This window comes from Roseiconus lacunae (genome assembly GCF_008312935.1).
Classification (GTDB): domain Bacteria; phylum Planctomycetota; class Planctomycetia; order Pirellulales; family Pirellulaceae; genus Stieleria; species Stieleria lacunae.
In genome coordinates this window covers 74052-92641 of sequence record NZ_VSZO01000043.1, presented here as the reverse complement: position 1 = coordinate 92641, position 18590 = coordinate 74052, and the positions used below count along the sequence as shown (strand labels likewise).

General features: G+C 54.0%; 9 protein-coding genes. 4 read left to right on the top strand and 5 right to left on the bottom strand.

Features of this window, described 5'->3' with window-relative positions; all coding sequences use genetic code 11:
- The first annotated feature begins 103 nt into the window (after positions 1–103).
- From FYC48_RS22680 to FYC48_RS22665, 4 genes are all read left to right on the top strand, one after another.
- On the top strand, positions 104–1933 hold the full coding sequence (locus FYC48_RS22680) for a cation:proton antiporter (protein ID WP_149499072.1): 1830 nt from the start codon (positions 104–106) through the stop codon (positions 1931–1933).
- A gap of 405 nt (positions 1934–2338) precedes the next feature.
- Positions 2339–4567, top strand: coding sequence for an HAD-IIB family hydrolase (locus tag FYC48_RS22675; protein WP_149499071.1), 2229 nt, complete (start codon positions 2339–2341; stop codon positions 4565–4567).
- Positions 4551–6542 (top strand): alpha-amylase family glycosyl hydrolase, encoded by a 1992-nt coding sequence (locus FYC48_RS22670; RefSeq protein WP_149499070.1) that lies wholly within the window; start codon positions 4551–4553, stop codon positions 6540–6542. Before FYC48_RS22675 ends, FYC48_RS22670 begins: the two co-directional genes overlap by 17 nt.
- A 248-nt stretch (positions 6543–6790) precedes the next feature.
- Entirely contained in the window at positions 6791–7720 is a 930-nt protein-coding gene (locus tag FYC48_RS22665; RefSeq protein ID WP_149499069.1) for a PfkB family carbohydrate kinase, read from the top strand.
- 429 nt (positions 7721–8149) lie between these two features.
- Here FYC48_RS22665 and FYC48_RS22660 read toward each other — a convergent pair whose 3' ends face one another.
- The 5 genes from FYC48_RS22660 to FYC48_RS22640 form a co-directional block, all read right to left on the bottom strand.
- A complete protein-coding gene (locus FYC48_RS22660; protein WP_149499068.1) occupies positions 8150–15748 on the bottom strand; it encodes a tetratricopeptide repeat protein in 7599 nt (2532 codons plus the stop codon).
- A 152-nt stretch (positions 15749–15900) separates the two neighbouring features.
- Entirely contained in the window at positions 15901–16320 is a 420-nt protein-coding gene (locus FYC48_RS22655; protein WP_149499067.1) for a TadE/TadG family type IV pilus assembly protein, read from the bottom strand.
- Positions 16321–16487: 167 nt separating this feature from the next.
- Positions 16488–17564 (bottom strand): vWA domain-containing protein, encoded by a 1077-nt coding sequence (locus tag FYC48_RS22650; RefSeq protein WP_230776028.1) that lies wholly within the window; start codon positions 17562–17564, stop codon positions 16488–16490.
- 5 nt (positions 17565–17569) lie between these two features.
- On the bottom strand, positions 17570–18007 hold the full coding sequence (locus tag FYC48_RS22645; protein WP_235034378.1) for a TadE/TadG family type IV pilus assembly protein: 438 nt from the start codon (positions 18005–18007) through the stop codon (positions 17570–17572).
- Positions 18000–18470: a hypothetical protein gene (locus FYC48_RS22640; RefSeq protein ID WP_200836678.1), complete on the bottom strand. Its 471-nt coding sequence runs from the start codon at positions 18468–18470 to the stop codon at positions 18000–18002. The genes FYC48_RS22645 and FYC48_RS22640 overlap by 8 nt, the downstream gene beginning before the upstream one ends.
- Positions 18471–18590: the final 120 nt, after the last annotated feature.

The following is an 18590-nucleotide window of genomic DNA, read 5'->3' as shown; positions in this document are numbered from 1 at the left end:
TTTCTTCGAACCGGTTGCACTGCTCGACCGAGGGGGTAACTGCGGCCTACACTGGACCGACAAATCTACCCCCTCGCTGCCCTGACCATCGTGACGTTCGTCTATGGATTACTTCCTCGTCTACCTGGTCTGCATTCCCATTCTCGCGGTGACCGCGCAGTGGATCGCTTGGAAATTAAAGCTTCCCAGCATCTTGCTGTTGTTGCTCTTTGGGCTAGCACTCGGTGGGGTGTTTCGCCCCGATGAAGTCCTTGCCGAGGTGACCGGCGGTGACGCGGAAATGGCCGGCCCAAACCTACTCTTTCCGCTCGTCTCGCTTGCCGTCGGCGTCATCATGTTCGAAGGCGGTTTGTCACTTAAGTTTTCCGAGCTGAAAGAATCGGGCGTTCCGGCGTTACGCCTGTGTACCGTCGGCGCCTTGATCACTGTTATCGGCGTCGCGATCACGGCGCACTACTGCCTGGGATTTCATTGGCGAATGAGTTTCCTTGTCGGAGCAATCTTGATGGTGACGGGGCCGACGGTGATCGGGCCTTTGATTAAACAAGTGCGGCCGAGCAACCGTGTGGCGAACACGCTGAAATGGGAAGGCATCGTCATCGATCCTATCGGTGCGGTGACGTCGGTGCTGGTCTTCGAAGCGTTGTTAATAGACGCAGGAAATGGCACCGGACACATCGCCTATATGCTCGCCAAAACCGCGATCGTCGGTATCGTGGCAGGAATCATCGGCGGATTCTTTGTGACCGAGTTGATTCGCCGATTCCTCTTGCCGGACAACCTCCATGGCGTCGGTGCCCTTGCCGTCGCACTGCTGCTATTTGGGCTCAGCGACTACGTCGCTCACGAGTCTGGTTTGATCACCGTGACGGTCATGGGAGTGTGGATGACCAATCGTCACCCAATGGACATCGAACACATCGTTCAGCTTCAAGAGCACTTGGTCACACTCTTGATTGGCTGCTTGTTCATCGTACTGGGATCACGAATGGAACTTGCCGGCATCCTTGACCAAGGGCTCTGGGGACCGCTATTCACGTTAATTCTGATTGTCGCCGTACGCCCACTATCGGTGTTCGTCGCGTTACTCGGTAGCAAGCTGAACTTTAAAGAACAGTGTTTCATCGCCGGACTTGCCCCACGCGGGATCGTCGCGGCCGCGATCAGCACCGTCTTTGCATTGCAACTCCAGCGGCAAGGTTCTACCGAACTCGCTTCGAGCGCAAGCCAACTTTCCAACGTCATCTTCATGACCATCATCGGTACCGTCGCGATCTATGGGCTAGGCGCGACGCCGTTGGCGAATTGGCTCGGACTCGCCGACAAAGACTCTAGCGGTGTCTTGATCGTCGGCGCCGACCCTTGGGTGCGGGAGTTCGCTCTCGAACTCAAAGACGCGAATGTGCCAGTCGTGATTGTCGATACCAATTTCGCGAAAGTCTCGCTCGCAAAGATGGCTGGCTTGAACGCCCACTGTGTCAACATCGCCAACGAACATGCCCGAGATGCGTTGCCGCTTGGTGGTATTGGGCAAATGATGGCGATGACGTCAAACAACGAAGTCAACACCTTCGCCGTCCGCGAATGCCGGAGCCTTTTCGGACGTGCAAACGTGTATCAATTGACCTTCGATGAAAAAGCCGGGCGGACCATCGATAAGTCTTTGACCGGCCGAGGACTGTTCGCCAAAGGCCTGAAATTCCAAGAACTGGAACGGCGATTCAAAGACGGCTGGGAACTGAAAACAACTCGACTCAGCGATGAATTTGGCTTCGAAGATTTTGTCGCCCAACGCAAGCAAGTTGAGCTGTTATGCATCATTGATGAGCAAAAGCAGTTGAAGCTTGACACGGTCGACGAACCCGTCGAGCCTCAATCGAAGTGCTCCGTGATCGCACTTGTCGAAAATGGCGAAGGGTCGTCACAGACGTAGCTCGACGTACGATGGCCATCGATTCGAAGACACCCATGGTACGCTACCCTATTCGTTACTTTGCCGCCGAGATACCCCGTCTCGGTTTTAGATAGCAAATCCCGGGGCCTGCGCGGTCACCGCGCGGCCTGGTCGTTTTCCGACCACCACAGGGATTGAGAAGCCGTGGGAATATGAGAACAGGGTTCGAGCAAGCGTTGCTGCGATCATCGTGCCAGATGACGTCGCCCCCTCACCATTCTGCCTTCGGTAGAGCAGTATAAGGGGGGCCGAATGATCGCTGTCTGTCCGCAGTGCCGTTTTGGCATATCGATTGCATTATTTGCAAGACAACCAAGCGTCGAAAAGCCGTATCGACGGGTGGACCGTCAGCGGCTTTGCAGTTCCCAATTCATTCGCACACTCATGAGCTTTGTCATCGAGCCTGAATCCAATTCACTACAGAGTTTGCCGAGTCCCCAAGAGTCCCCCGACGAACCGGCCGTCCAGGAACAAGAAAATCGAGCGTTGAAAGTCTGCCTAATCAGTTTGCATGGACTTGTCCGTGGTCACGAGCCTGAGCTTGGTCGCGACGCCGACACCGGTGGACAGATCAAATATGTCGTCGAATTGGCTCGCGAGTTGGCCAACCGAAATGACGTCGCCGAAGTCGAGTTGCTGACCCGGCAGATCGTCGATCCTAAAGTTTCTTCGGATTATTCGGCACTCGAAGAAGAGTTATGTGAAGGGGCAAAAATCGTCCGCATCCCCTTCGGTCCGAAGCGATACTTGCGCAAGGAGTCTCTCTGGCCATTCATCGAAATGTTCATCGATCAGGCCCTGGTCCATTTCAAGCGAAATGGCATCCCGGATGTGATCCATGGACATTACGCCGATGCCGGTCTGGCAGGTGCTCACCTGGCGCGATTGTTACACGTCCCGTACGTTTTCACCGGTCACTCGCTTGGTCGAGTCAAACGCGAGCGGCTAGCACACGGTAAGTCCTCCGCCGAAACGCTCGAGAAACGTTATCGGTTTCGTCAGCGGATCGAGGCCGAGGAGTTCGCGCTTGAAACGGCATCGATGGTCGTTACGAGTACTCATCAAGAGGTCGAGCAACAGTATCAGCTCTACGACCATTACGTCCCAGGACGTATGGAAGTCATTCCTCCGGGTGTGGACCTATCGTCCTTTACGCCGACACCGCCAAGGGACGGCACACCAGAAATCGCTGGGGCGCTTGATGCATTCCTTCGAGAACCAAACAAGCCGATGATTCTGGCGATGGCCAGGCCGGATGAACGCAAGAACCTTGAGATGCTGGTCAAGGTCTATGGCGAAAGTCACTACTTGCAAGAGGCGGCCAACCTAGTGCTGGTGCTCGGGACGAGAGATGATCTCAGAGAACTTCCGAAAGGCCAACAATCGGTCATCACCAATATCCTGCATCTGATCGACAAGTACGACCTGTATGGGAAGGTCGCTTATCCGAAGTCGCACCGCCCGTCAGATGTCCCTGATTTGTACCGACTTGCCGCCCAGTCACGAGGCGTATTTATCAATCCGGCTTTGACCGAGCCGTTTGGATTGACTCTGCTGGAAGCCGGCGCGACCGGCTTACCGATCGTCGCGACCAATGACGGTGGCCCACGAGACATCATCGCCAATTGCGAAAACGGCCTGCTGATCGACCCGCTTGATGAGGATGATATCGAGCGATCGCTGCTGCGTGTGCTCACCGAACCGGAAGTGTGGGACCGATATTCGGCCAACGGGATCGAAGGAACTCGCAAGCACTATGCATGGAAAAACCATGCCGCTCGCTATGTTCGCGATATCCGCGAAGTCGTCGACCGATCGACGTCACACAAAATGATCAATCGACCGGCGAGACGACTTCCTGAATTCGATCGATTGATCATCACCGACCTGGATAACACCCTGACCGGGGATGACCAAGCGCTCGCCGACTTCGTTGATTTCCTCAACGACAACGAACACATCGGGTTCGGGATCGCGACGGGGCGTCGCCTTGACAGCGCCCTGGAGATGATTGAATCCCTGGGGCTTCCGAAGCCAGATTTGATGGATACCGACGCCGGAACGCAGTTGCATTACGGTGAATCATTGATCGCCGACCGGACTTGGCAGAAATCGATTGGCTTTGCGTGGCATCCCAACGCGATTAGCGATTGTTTAGACGGGGTAGACGGATTGACCAAACAGTCCGACGATCGACAATCCGACTTCAAAATCAGCTACGACATGGATCCCAAAAAGGTGACCGTCGCAGAAGTGAAAAAGCGATTGCGCAGCGCCGGCTTGCGAGCTAGAGTTGTCCTGTCGCTAGGGATGTTCCTGGATATCATCCCTGTTCGCGGCGGCAGCGGCCTATCGATGCGACATGTCTTGTGGAAGTGGGGGTTCTCACCAAGCAACGTTCTTGTCGCGGGGGATTCTGGAAACGATGCCGGCATGCTGCTCGGCGGAACCCTTGGTGTTGTCGTCGCCAACCATAGCCGCGAGCTAAACCGCCTGAAGAATCGGCCACGAATCTATTTCGCAGAGCGCTCACACGCTGGCGGGATCCTGGAAGGCATCGAGTATTACAACTTCTTTGACAAAATCACCATTCCCAATGATCGGATTGACTGAAGCTACTGAGATCGCGCCTAGCTATCGAGATGAAATCGAGTTTCAAGCCGACTTAACGCTTCAGCGTCTTCGTCCACGTTTGCATGAGGTTTGGGAAGCGACCCAGACGGATTCCAGTTTGCAGGAACTCTTCGATGAAAGACTGCAGGAGTTTTGGCGTCCGTTGTTTCGCAGGCTGATCAGTCTGTACGGAACTCGCTACGACTTCTTCTATCACTGTGAACAGATCCTCGAAACCTGTGCCCGCTCGTTCGCCGACCGGTCAGCGGAACTTCGTGAAAGTGATCGCCGACGCGTGATCGAACCCGATTGGTTTCAGTCGGAACAAATCGTCGGCGGTGCACTGTACGTGGATTTGTTCAGTGAGAATCTGTGCAAACTGCGTGAGCATGTCGCCTACTTCAAAGAACTTGGACTGACCTACCTGCACTTGATGCCGCTATTCGCGGTACGACCAGGCAATAACGATGGCGGTTACGCGATTAGTAACTACCGCAGCGTCGACCCAAGTTTGGGGACAGTCGAAGACCTGCGTTTGTTAGCGGATGAATTGCGCGAAGCGGGGATCAACTTAGTCCTCGATTTTGTGTTCAACCATACCGCCGATGATCACGAGTGGGCGATGCGTGCCCAAGCGGGACAGCGAGAGTACCAAGAGTACTACTACATGTTTCCCGATCGGGATATCCCGGAGCAATACGAACGTAACCTTCGCGAAATTTTCCCGACCGTTCGGCGTGGGAATTTCACCTGGCATGAGGGCACGCGTCGTTGGGTTTGGACGACCTTCAATAGCTTCCAGTGGGACCTGAACTACGGCAACCCTGCCGTGTTTCGGTCGATGCTGGACGAACTGTTGTTCATCGCCAATTTAGGCGTTGATATTTTGCGTCTGGATGCCGTCGCGTTCGTTTGGAAGCGAATGGGAACCAATTGTGAAAATCTGCCAGAAGCCCATGAGCTGATTCAGGCGTTCAACTACGCGACACGAATCGCCGCGCCCGGACTGGTTTTCAAGTCCGAGGCGATTGTTCACCCGGATGAAGTGGTCAAATACATTGACATTGGCGAGTGCCAGATCTCGTATAACCCGACGCTGATGGCGCTGTTATGGGAGTCGTTAGCCACTCGTCGAACCAGCTTGTTGACGCGAACGTTGGCGCGACGTTTTTCGCTGCCGGTGGGAACGTCGTGGGTCAATTATCTTCGTTGCCATGACGACATCGGCTGGACATTCGACGATGGTGATGCTTGGTCGATTGGGATCAACGCTTATGATCATCGCCAATTCCTAAATCGCTTTTACACCGGTCAGTTCGATGGCTCCTTCGCAAGAGGTGTTCCGTTTCAGGAAAACGAATTAACCGGAGACATGCGGATTTCGGGAACGATGGCATCGCTAGCCGGACTCGAGAAAGCAATCGAGGAAGAGGACGAGTGGGGGAAAGAACTTTCTATCCGCCGGATGATGCTCCTGCACGGAATCACTCTCAGCATCGGCGGTATCCCGCTACTTTACATGGGTGAAGAGTGGGGCATGTTAAACGATTACGATTTCGTCCGAGATCCGGCCAAGGCTGGTGACTCTCGATGGATTCACCGGCCAAAGATGCGTTGGGAATATCTCGAAGAGTTGGATGAAGATGTAGCCCGCGATTCCGTTCGGCGACGGATCTATCGATCACTGCAAAAGATGATCGCCATCCGCAAATCCAACCGTGCACTCGCCGGGCAAGAGATGAAGTTGATCGGTTGCGACAACCCACATCTGCTTTCCTACATCCGACAATGCGATGGCTCGCGTTTGGTTGTCATTGGGAACTTCTCTGAAGAAGAGCAGTCAATCAATGGCAACATCCTACGGACAGCCGGCCTCGGCAGGTTCTTTGTCAACTTGTTGGATGACACCGAATTTTCGACCAGCCAACCGATCCATCTTGATCCCTATGCCCTATTGTGGCTCAAAAGCGTCTGAGCGAATGGCGTCGCAACGAACGGGCAACGAGCAAGGCCTGCGGTCAGCGCTTTTGCTTTGCGCTTTCGAAACGACCTTGAGCCGAACGCGCTGACATCGGACCTCCGATAATTAGGCAAGAGCTGCGTCGATGGCCGTAGCTCACGAGCCCGCATTCACTGGTTTCCGGAATCGCTCAATGACCACTTGATCAGCTGATACATTGGTGGTCAGTCAGCGAACCATTTTCCTCATCTAAAAAGACAACAATGGAATCGTCACCGCTTCAACAATCCCCACCTCCCAAACCCGTGGTCGTGTTCGGGGAAGTCTTGATCGATCGTCTCGGTGATGGACAGGGCGTGATCGGAGGCGCCCCGATGAATGTGGCGTGGAACCTTCGTGGGTTGGAGCAATTTCCGTATTTGATCACTGCGGTGGGCGCCGACGAAGACGGTAAACGCGTGCTGGAGTCTGCCGAGCAATGGGGCATGACGACGGATCTCATTCAAACGGATATCGATCGTCCGACCGGCGTTGCCCTGGTGCATGATCGCGGCAACGGTCCTGAGTATGATCTGCCCCGTGAACAAGCTTACGACTACATCCGTTTTCCGGAAGCGTTTGTCGAAAGTTTTCCTAATGCTGACGATGCGATCCTGTATCACGGATCACTGTGCTGCCGCTCGCCGGTTTCCTTCGATACGGTGTTGCAACTCCGCAAACAGTTTGCTGCCGAAATCGTTGTCGACATCAACCTCCGCGAAGGCAACTACACCACCGAAATCGTGAAGCAACTCATCGATGGCGCAACGGTGTTGAAATGCAATTGCGATGAACTGAGTCTGATTACCGGACAAACCTGTCGCTCACACGAACAAATTTTAAACGTCGCGAAAACGCTCTTTGAAAACTCAACTGTCCGCGAGTTGTGGGTCACTGATGGTGCGTCGGGTGCTTACTGGGTCAATCAAAATGGAGATCATGCAAAACAGGACGCCGAAAAGATGGACGATCAATCGCTTGTCGATTCCGTCGGCGCCGGGGATGCATTCATGGCCGTCGTGTTAGCTGGAATGGCTACCAACGAGTTTCGCCCCGAGACCCTGGAAAAGGCCGTGAAGTTCTCTGCAAAAGTTTGCCAAATCGCCGGTGCGACAACGCACGACGGTGATTTCTACGCAGTTGCTTCTGTGTAGTTGCAGAAGAGTCTAGGGAGGATGTGGCATCAGGTCAGTGTTTCATTAACCCTTGATTTCAGGATCAGCCGCATGGTGTTAGCCACGGTTCCAGTGCAACGGCCGGGGCTAACGCACGTCGGCTTATGAGCCGAACCTGAACAGTTGATCTAGACGGATCACTAGTAACAAGAGCAAGGTCACGTTACTCACCGCCGAGTTCGCCTACTCCCGCGGACCACTCCCAGGACAATCAAGCTCGCCAAACCGGCGACACCTGAGGGAGAGGGCACCACCGAAATGACAGCATCCCGATAGTCAGCGGCAATATCATTTGGCACGCTGGCAAAGAAAGCAAACACGGACCACCACCTATTTACTCGACTCAACAACCCATTATGACGATGAAGGCTGCACCGCTTTTTTCCATGGGCATGAATGCTGAACGGCCTACCATGAATCGCCGAATTTTTGTTTAACCGCATCCATTAATTCCTTGATGCGTTGATCCCTCTGCCCGATAGCATCGGAAGCCTTGTAAAGCCGTTGTAGTGCCGCTAAAGCTCGCACGCGCGTGACGTCGTTTGCGTTTTCTGTCTCGATCGCGGCGATTAAAACACACAGGCATGCCTCTACGTCATGCACCTTGTAGCGCTGCCGCTGTAAGGCATGATTGAGGGACGTAATACTCATCAGCAGTTGTCGTGAATCGCCGCAAACGATTGCTTGGCCAACCTTGAGCGACTGCACTTGATGGGAGCGAGTTGACCGACTCAGTGACAGAAGCTGGGATTCAATTTCTTTAACGAGGCCCAACCGTTCGCTCAAATTGAACCATGCGAAAGCCAACGAATGGGTATTAAGACGACTTCCATCACTCTTATCGACTCGTTGAACCATCGCGTAAGGGAATAGATTGATAACCAGATCACTTGGGATGATCGCTTGACCGATCGCATCATAGAGCTCTTTTACCACGGATTCTTCGGTCGATTCGATGCTCAATCGACAGTCGGGATTGGTGAGCGGCCGGCCGTCCGCATCTTGAATGTGTTCAAAGATGGAAATTAATCGGTGTGTAATCTCATCTTCCAGGCCGACGGTTGAACTGACGTCTGCTTGGCCGCCGTGGACATCCCTTACGTTGACCTTGGTCATATTCCGTCGGATTTTAGCATTTAGATCAATGCCCCCACCCAATGTCATCTTGATCGCCTTGGCGACAACATCCCAGCGACCACATTGTGCCGCTAGTTCAGCGATGTCGAATTGCTGCATCAACCGCGCAGTCGCCTCGTCCTCGGAGGCCTGCTCGTCGTAGATTTCGAGTAGCGCAGTCAGCGACTCGGAAGTCCGACTGAGCCATAAGACATTGGTCGCTTCCTCATCACGGCCACGCGCTGTGACAATCGTTCGTAGAAAAGTTAGCAACCGCTCAAGGGAAGCCTCGCAATTGGGGCACTTCGCTCGCCGAATTGCGGCTGCCGTCTGATACAGGGTTTGATACCCTTCGAAAGTCCTTCGACTTGAACTGAGGTGTTCCGCTGACGGAAGCGTCGAGAGTAATTGATCGAGCCGGATGGCAAGAGAATCACGATCAACCCAACAGGCCAAAACCAATTCGGCAGCGTTGAGTTGCAACTCGCGAAGTAAAAATGCCGACGTCTGGGACTGTGATCGCTTTGCTAAAACACGATGTAGTTCATCCATCACTTGGCTACCATCGTCGCGTTGATAGGCAAGTCGACAGACGTGTTCGAAAATCCCATCGGAGCGCCGGTCCAAACTGATTTGCAGCGCGACCGAATTTAATCGCAGCGACTGTTCCGCACCGCTACGAAGCTCCTCTGCTAGATCACTTAAAAATACAACGGCGTGATCCGTCGTGATCGATTCGACCGACCGTCGCAGCTGGGTCTCGAGAATCTGCCGATGATCGGTCAAGGGGCTATGTCGACTGGCAAGATTAAACAGTAGCTTCTTTTGCAGCGATTCGGCATTCAGGATCGCCGCTTCGACTGGATTCCCGATGTTGACGAGTTGCTCTGAAACATGGCCGACCAGTCGAAGTTGTCGATCTTCGGCGGTTCCAACGGTTGCCGAAACGATACTTTCGTTCAGTCGCGCCAGCCAACCGTCGACGGCAAGACGGGTTCGTCCCGATCGGTGATAGGCGTGGAGCAAAAGATCAGACGGAACTCGAACGACCGACGAATGCATACGGAACGGTGGGGCAGACCGAACCGCCATTTGGTACATCCCCACACGGATATCATGATCTTGTTGAGTGTCCCCCAACGAATCGTCGACGTATTGTGCCGCTTGCCAAATCAGTGAAGGCGGATATGGCGACTGTGCTCCCGCTTCGATCGATTTAACTTGAACCGGAAACGTTTTTGCCAACGACTCAATCACCTTCGGATCGGTCGATGGCTTAGATGCATGTTTTGATAACCGATGTAAATCGAGAAGTAATTGAGCGATCGCAACTTTTGATTCGTCATCGCCAGCGATCGCTTGCTCGGCAACGCGGACGAACCTCTGACTCGCCTTCTCGTCGGCACACATCAACTCGAGAGCGTTTGCGAGTATCCCAATCACCTTTCCGGTAGAATCCCAGCCAACCATCGCCCAGATCTCGGCGTCTTTTTGAAAGGACTCTGGCGCTGAGATTGAATTCAACACCAGCCCTTTAAACTCATCGATACGATTTCGAGTCTGACTTGAAACCGACGCTAAAATTGTCGGTACGGGCACTTCCCTTTCAGTCAACAAATCGATCAATCGATCGGCGAACGATTCTTGCTGTTCGCTCGATATTGAATCGCTGATTCTCAACAATCCCAACAACGTGTCGGACTGAAGTGACTCTAGAGGAACGTCCTTGACCACGGCTGAAAGATAGCCGGGAAGCTCTCCCGATCGCACCGCATCAGAGAATTGATACCAGTGTCTGTTCCAAAAACTTGGCTCTTGCTCGAAAGCGATTCGGAATAAAATCGCGGCTTGTCGGGGATGCTCATGTTGAAGCTGCTTGAGGGCAAAGTCGATCACTTGAGTTGTCGGCCAATCCTGACTTTTTAAGAACTCTCGCCAGTAGCGTTCGGCTTCTTCGACGTGGTCTGTCAGCAGCAACAGGTTGGTCAAGCTGCGAACCGAATTCACATCAGACTGCCGTGCATGCTTCGCTTTCAGCGCGGTAAGAAGCGGTTCGGTCTTTCCGGTTTGTTGAAGGATCTCGACCGCATCAATGAAAGCCGGGTTATTGTCCGCCGTTTGGTAGGCGGGATGGTTCTTGATCACCGAATAAGCGACCTCGGCGGCCGTCATCAGATCACCTGCCTTGAGGTGAGTCCGGGCCACTGCGATCTCTGATTCTTCGCCCAGTTGAACGCGTCCGCTCGATATTCGAGCTGCCCCCTGCGATTTTGTCTTTGCCGATAAAGCACGATACACCTGTGCGACAACTTGGTTCGAACTGCGATACGGCTTAATACGGTTTGCAAGAATTCGCAGGGTCGGGATGTCATAAGTGCCTTGCAGTAACTCAGTCGCGGCAAGTTCGAGGGCAGTTTTATCCTCGGCGGTGCTAGCCAAAACCACGCGAGCGTAGTCTCGAACGATTTCATTGACACTTCGTGAGACCGGTGCGGCATCAAGGATTCGAAAGCCCAACTCAATGTTCTGGTTGACGACGGCCAACCTCGCGACGGCGATCTGCAAATCAAAGTCGTCACGATAGTCCTCTGCTATCTGTTGAAACTGGGCGTAGGCACGATCGGGTCGGTCCATCCACCAAAGCACATAGGCTGCCGTGACCCGGCGAAGCATCGCTTCGTCATTGGAAAGCTCATCATCCGGTTCACTCAGGTACTCGATCAACTCTTCAGACAGTCTGGCCTGGCGGTGCAAACTCGTTTGTCGAGTGGTCGGCGTGACCGCAAGTACCATGCGTAAAGTCTCCACATCAATCAAACGATTCGACAAAGGCGTCGGAAGTTCAAAAATGCTGTACGACACTCGTTTTTGCGTCTCACTCCGGCGTGAAGCAAGAACGATCTGCGATCGCTCAGCGCCCAGGGTTTTAGAGACCGACATGGTCTTGTTTTTTTCCGGACGCTGATGGGCAGCCATCGCCAAGATGACATCCAACATCTCACGTTGGTGGGAAGCGATAAAATCAAACTCAACGTCTGATTCAATCGACGTGATCCATTTCCAAAGTGGGTTCGGGTCGTGCACAATCGATCCCGAAGTCGAACGAAGGGCGGCGAGTAGTTTCGCCAACTGACGTTCGGCCGACGCCGTGTTGCCTTCTTCGACGGCAAGCTGAAATTCCGAGACGAGTAGAAGGATTTTTTGCTCGATCGCAATTTCCTTACTTTCTACCGCGCGTTCGTCATCATCGGTGAGGAAAGGATTTTCGCGGCCGGCCAAACGCATCTCCGCGATAATCCTCTGCCGCAACAACATATCACCATAAACCGATGCGATTGCGGTCACTTGCTCCAAATTGGCTACATGTCGAACCCGGCAAAGATGCAGCAACAAGTCAAGCTGCTCGCCGGTGAGTGGATCGAGCTTTCTCCTGCTCGTTCTTTCCTCCGCTCGCTTGTTCAGCCACCGCACCAAATTGGACTGGTCTCCGGTCGGATCAAGTTCTGCCAGTCGCCAGGTAAGTGTTTCAGGAACATCGAATTCCGACGACGTCAGCACCTGGGCGAAATCATACAACTGCGCATGATCACGGAGCTGATCCACATTCATCCTGTCAAAGTCGGCGGGAAATTCTCGTGCCATCAACTCTGCATTCGACCAATCCGATTTTTGCAGCCGGCGTCGTTCGAGTGCCACCATGACACGCATGAGCCGGCCGATCCAAACTGCCTCAAAAAAGTTTTGCGGCAAGACGACTGATGCGATCGGCTGGTTGATCGATTTGACAGCTTGGTTGGAAGACCATTTCGGTACCAACACCGCATTACTCGACCAACTTCGAATGGTGTAGCGAACGGAGGAACGAGAGTTGGTTGAACCACCCGCCCGTCGAAATAATTGACGATTGCTGGCTGCCAGCCAATCCAACCACCGCTGTTTCGGCCAGTTCGCCCCGGAAGACGCTTGTGGTCCGCTGCGTTGTGCAAGTGGGGAAGCGGCCACATGCGGTGCGAGCGATAAACCTTCGATTTCAGTCGCGAGTGTGAGCACCCGGTCGAAATCCGACTCGCCTGCGGTTTGATCGCGAGGCAGTGAAAGTTGCATTAAACATGTTTTCACGGCCCAGTCTTCGGGCGATTGCTCCAGAATTTTTTTACAGACGTCAATGGCAAACGCCCGGTCCTTTCGCAATGCGTCTTTCAAGACTAGTCCGACCTGACTCGGGGCCAAATTCAGGTCCAGTTGCGCTATCGCCGCTTCGAGTTCCGTCATCATTCCAGCTTGAGCCTTTAGTTGGATCAAGCGAATTTGATTCTCCGGGGTGTCATGCTGGCGAACGTAACGGGTGTAGTACTCCACTGCTAAAGCGAAATCTTCGGTTTCAATGCAAAGATCGACGATAGTGCGAAGTAGCTCGGAATGATTCGGTTGGTTTTCAACCGCCTGCATTAAGATCGTTTTCCCGCGATCGCTTTGATCTGCGAACCTCCAAACCGATGCGACCAAGATCGGGTAATCCGTGGACTTGCCTCGACGAATCAACTGAAGTCGTCGCATTAGTTCGTCTAGCTCATCGCGTCGTTCATAAAGTGGCACCAATTGCTGCACCATTTCGATTCGGCTCTGTAGCGATGCTTCTAATTCGATCGCTTTCCAGAGCAACTCGATCGCTTCCCGGGTGTCGTACTTTTCGCCCAGACGGTCGGCGAGCAAACGCAGTGAGGTAATCGAGTTTGGAGCCACCGCCAGCGAACGCCGTACGGTCGCTTCACTATCGTCGTGTAAATCGGCCCCACGCTGGACATCGGCCAACAAGTGATAGCCATCTAAAGAAGATGGGTTCTGACGGACTAACTGTTCGGCGGCATCAATCGCAGCGTCCCACTGGTTTCCGGATCGGTGCATGAGAACTAGCTTTCGCAAATAGCTGCTCGACCGGGAAGCATCCAACCGGACTAGCTTTTCGAGAGTCTTGATCGTCTGTGCGGTCTGTTGCGCTGCCTCGTAGATTGCTGCCGAATCGCGTAGAAGGAACAGATTCTCGGGGGCGAGTGAAAGCGCCATCCTAATGTTCTCGAGTGCGAATTCAGGTTGGTTGCTTTCATGATACAAAAGCGCCAACTGGTGAGTTGTCTTGACCGTCTTAGGTTGTCTGATGAGTTCGACGATCGCCGCGTCTAGGCGTCTCGTTTGGACTTGGACTTGAATCCACAAACGCATCACTTGGTCTTGATGAGAAGCTTCGGTGGCCGTTTTTTCGAGTGTGTCGAGTTCATCGAGAGCCTTGTCAGTCGAATTGAACCCGATCAAGGCTTGGCAATAGCGCAGGTGTTGATCCGTTTCCAGACCGATGCCTTTCGCCTCCTCCCAGGCCTGTAAACAGTCATCACGATATTCGAATGTTCGGAAGACCTCTGCAACTCGAATGAGAGATTCACGAGAGCGACGGGAACCTTCGGCAATCGTCCACCACGTTTGGACAGCCTCGTCTTTACGATCAAGCCGATGAAGATACTCGCCAAGGTACTCGCGGTATTGCGCTGACTCTGGGTCAAGTTCGATCGCTTGGCGATACAATTCGATCGCACGCTCCTGCCGATCGAGATGTTTCATCTTCCCGGCGATCGTCACCAAATGCACCGGGTTGTCGGCATGAACCTTTGCCGCCCGATTGAATACCGCCGCGGCTGATTCAACCTTGTCTTCCGCTTGAGTTTGTAAATGAAGGTCCCCGAGCCGTAATGCTAAATCAATGTTCGATGGTTTCTCGTCAACATGCCGCTGAAGCTCGATGATCGCATCGGAATGGCGACCGGAACTGACAAGCAACTCGACGAGTTCCATGCCCGCATCGAGTGATTGAGGAGATCGCTGAAGAACTTGACGAAACAGATCTTCCGCTTCTTGCAACTCTCCGATCTGCCACTTAATTTGCCCGAGTCGAATCGCGAGTGGCAAATCGTCAGGTCGTTTCAGCAATCGGCTCGTATAGTATTCGACCAACTCATCGACTTGGTCGTTCGCAAAGTAAAGCCTCTCCAAACTTTCGCTGGCGTCGCGATAGAGCCAACTGCCAGGACGCAATTTAACGAGAAGCGTTTTCAAAAGTTCTTTTGCATTCGTTGTCTCGCCAATCTGCTCGTGAAGCTGCGCGACATGAAGTTGATACTGCACCCGCTTTTCATCATTCGCGGTCTGTTCGATCATCTGCTGATAGACGGCGATCGCCCGCTCGGGTTGCCCCACTTCGTCCAACAGTGAAGCGACTTTTTCGAGCACCGCCTGACTTCGATTGAATTTGGAAAGCAACTCATCGATCGTTGCGTCAGCTTGATCAGCGTTGCCAACTTTGAACTGAAGTTTCGCCAACCCCATCGATACTTGGACCGCGTCAAGACGTGAGGGATTTCGGCTGAGTGCTTCCTGCAATTGCTTGATCGCCGCGTCGACTTCGCCAGTCGCTTCAAGCACTCCGGCGTAGTACTCGCAGACCAGAGGATCGCCGGGCCGTAGCTTGGCCGCCTTGGCAAAGGCATCGCGAGCCGCGGTTAAATCATGACGCCGTTGTTGAATCATTCCGTGCAGCATCGCCGCCGCGCCCGATTCATCGTCACCGTCAACGAGTGACTTAATCCACTGTTCGATGGTTCCTTGATCGGCGTGATGAGCGTAAACACGATCAAAGGCAACGCCCAAACGAGGTTGCCGAATCAGGACCTCAGTGAACCGTTCAATGATTTTTGCGTCCGAGGCCGAGGACGAATCTTGTCCTTTGACCGGGGCACCTAGCACTAGCAAGAAAGCCATCGCCAAATGGGGCAACAGCGGGCTGGTAAGACGGTTCCCATGGCAAGTGGGCTGCCGATCCGATTCCTGTTTCCGTCGAAGCATCGGTTCCCGGGCAATGGATTGGGTTGTCGAAGATCAATCAAGCGAAACGGCCAGTATGGCTGTTTGCGCCAGGTCGATCAAACCGAATCCGCCCAGGCAAGGCGTTCAGAGCGGCATGCCAAAGAATCATGCTAACTGAAGCTAGCAATCGCTTAGTTCACCGTCTCGCGTTGCATCGTCAATACCCGAGTGATGCGACGCCCACCGGTGAACTGCGGAGGGACGAAGGTATTTGCATCTAAGCGAACATCCACTTCGACGGTCACTTCGGGAGTTGTGTTGTCGATCACTGCCGGAGTAACGGTGACATCGTAACCATTCAGTCCCAGCGTTCCGAGAATCGCCTCGGCGCGCGTCCGCGCCATATTCGCGGTCGCTCCGGGGATAATCGCGTCCCGACACCCTTCATAGACGGCGTTGTCGACGGTATGCCGAATCATAGCGACGCGACAAAACTCGAAGGCGGCGAAAAAGAAGAAGAACAAAACAGGGGCGACGATTGCGAATTCGACCATCGCCGTGCCTCGGCGGTGGTTTCTTCTTCGATTCAGGGGTGCGTTTCGTTTCATCATGGTCGTTTCGTTGCAGGCTTCGCGCGATGGTTTTCGCTGGTAGGTCTTGTACGATTTCCGAAAACCGATGGACGCCATTGGTGAGCCGACGGCGCTGTCCGAGGGCCCTGGCTGTTGAGTGTGTTGTGGGACAAAGGGGGCCCCAGCGCGTTCGGCGCAGGGTTCTGTTACTCTGTCACCACGGTTCCCAGTGTCAACGCAATTTCACGGTAAGCCTCCGTTAACTCTGCGGCGCTCAGTGCATGAAAATGCTTCCCCCCGCCGATCGTTGCGATCTCGCGCATTCTGGCTTGATCGGCACCGTTGCCAAAAGTAATCGTGTGAATTCGGACATCATCGGCAGCCAACCGCGTCGCAACTCCGCGTGGTTCGGGACCTCGGTTGTGCAATCCGTCGGTCATCACGATCAACGTTCGTTCCACGAAATCACTCGATCGGCTTCGGCTCATGATGGAACTCCCTGCTTCCATACCTCGGCTAATGCTGGTCAATCCACTCGGACGTAGGCTGGCCAGCCCCGATTGGATATCGAACAGATTATTCGTCAGTTGGACGTCTTCGGTAGCAGTGGCGGCATAGGATGCCAAGCCAACTTCTTCGTCAACCGGCGTCGTTTGTAGCGTCGCGATAAATACCCCGATCGCGGCTTGCAGGTCGGAGAACTTTCGTCCGCTCATCGAACCACTGCGATCGACGACCAGGACCACATCGCGTTCGATGTAGGTCGCCGCCGCGACCGACTGAGGCTCGAACGAACTGAATCCCATGACGTTGCCGAAGAACAATGGAATCGGTCCGGATGGCGAACCGCTGGTTCGACGGCCTGTCACACGAACCGTATTCAAAGGCGTCGTCCCTTCGGAAAAGACGAAACGTCCGTCGGCATTTTCGTCACTACGCCCGAATTGGAAGTCGGCGCCGTCGAGTAACAGCGGGTCGCCATTGACGAGATTCAAAGCGGCGATTTCTTGTCCTTTGCGAATCGCGGCGGCTCGGTCAAACGTATCGGATAGTTCCTGTGATGCCGCTTGCGCTGCGGCATCGGTGGCCGAACGCAATTCGGTTCTGGACAGATGCATGTGGGCAATGTCGACCGAGAATGCGACGGCGGCGATAAACCCGACCATCATGAACAGGATCAAGACAAGCATCGCACCGCGGCGCTGCCGGGGGTTCTGCTTCGTGTTTTGCCGAGGACGCAAATGCTGGCGATGCTTTGGACTTGTAGTGAATGTGTTGTGCATCGTGTTTATTCTCGGAGCATGACGACGCTGGCGGTCAAGTTTCGGTTCGTGATCCACTGGCCGGCGAGCGGGCTGTTGGTATTGGTCGGTGCGGTGACTTGGCAAACGACTTGATCGCCTCGGCCGAGTGCTTCGACGCCACTGGGAAAATCGATCGCGTAGTCATTGACGCCGCGCGAGTCAAGAATTGCCTGTGCACGTGCTCTCGCATCGGCCTCGGTCCCGTCATCCTTCGCCGCCTCTCGGATGCCTTCATAGCACGCGACGCTGAGCGATTGTTTCAAGAAGATAAAACTGGACGCCTCGATCGAACCGAAGACCAACAAAACCAGGATCGGCAAGCAGACGGCGAATTCGACCGCCGCCACACCACGGCGAGTACGTCTGCGGCGATACCGCCCATGACATTTCGGTGGGCGGCGGAACGATGTCATCTTAGGCATCGTTGTTCTCCCCGGTTGGCTTCGAATCCGATCCCGCATCGAGTTCGCCTCGTCCACGTCGAAGGTCCATGACGTCGTTAAAGTTGCTCGCGATCTCCTGCCAAAAATCATTTTCACGGAATCGCAGCGGTGGCACCGAACGGCCTGCTTTCATGTCTTTGAGCGTGTTGCGAAGTCGGGTGATGGGCCCGGCAAATCGATGGCTCAGTTTGAGCGTGTCCCAGACGAATGCGGGGATCAGTGCGACGGTAATGATGAAAAATGGCAGGAACCGCCGAACGGTGTCACCGAACGTCTGCCCCCAGTCGGCGTCAGGCTGTTCGAACAGTCGAATCCAGCACATGAGCGCAAAGGCATTACAAAGAAAAAACACCACCCAGTGCATTGCGACCCGACGAATCAGGCTGCCTTGCACTTCGGAATCGACGAGGGTGCGTTTACGTTTGACGTGAACGGTAGCCATTTGACTTGCTTCAACTCGAGTGTCAATAAATCGGCGAATGGTTGACGCAACGGGTTGCGAAACACCAATGATCTAGAGAAACCTAGGCTACGAATTGAAGTTTGCCGGTCAAAGTCGATG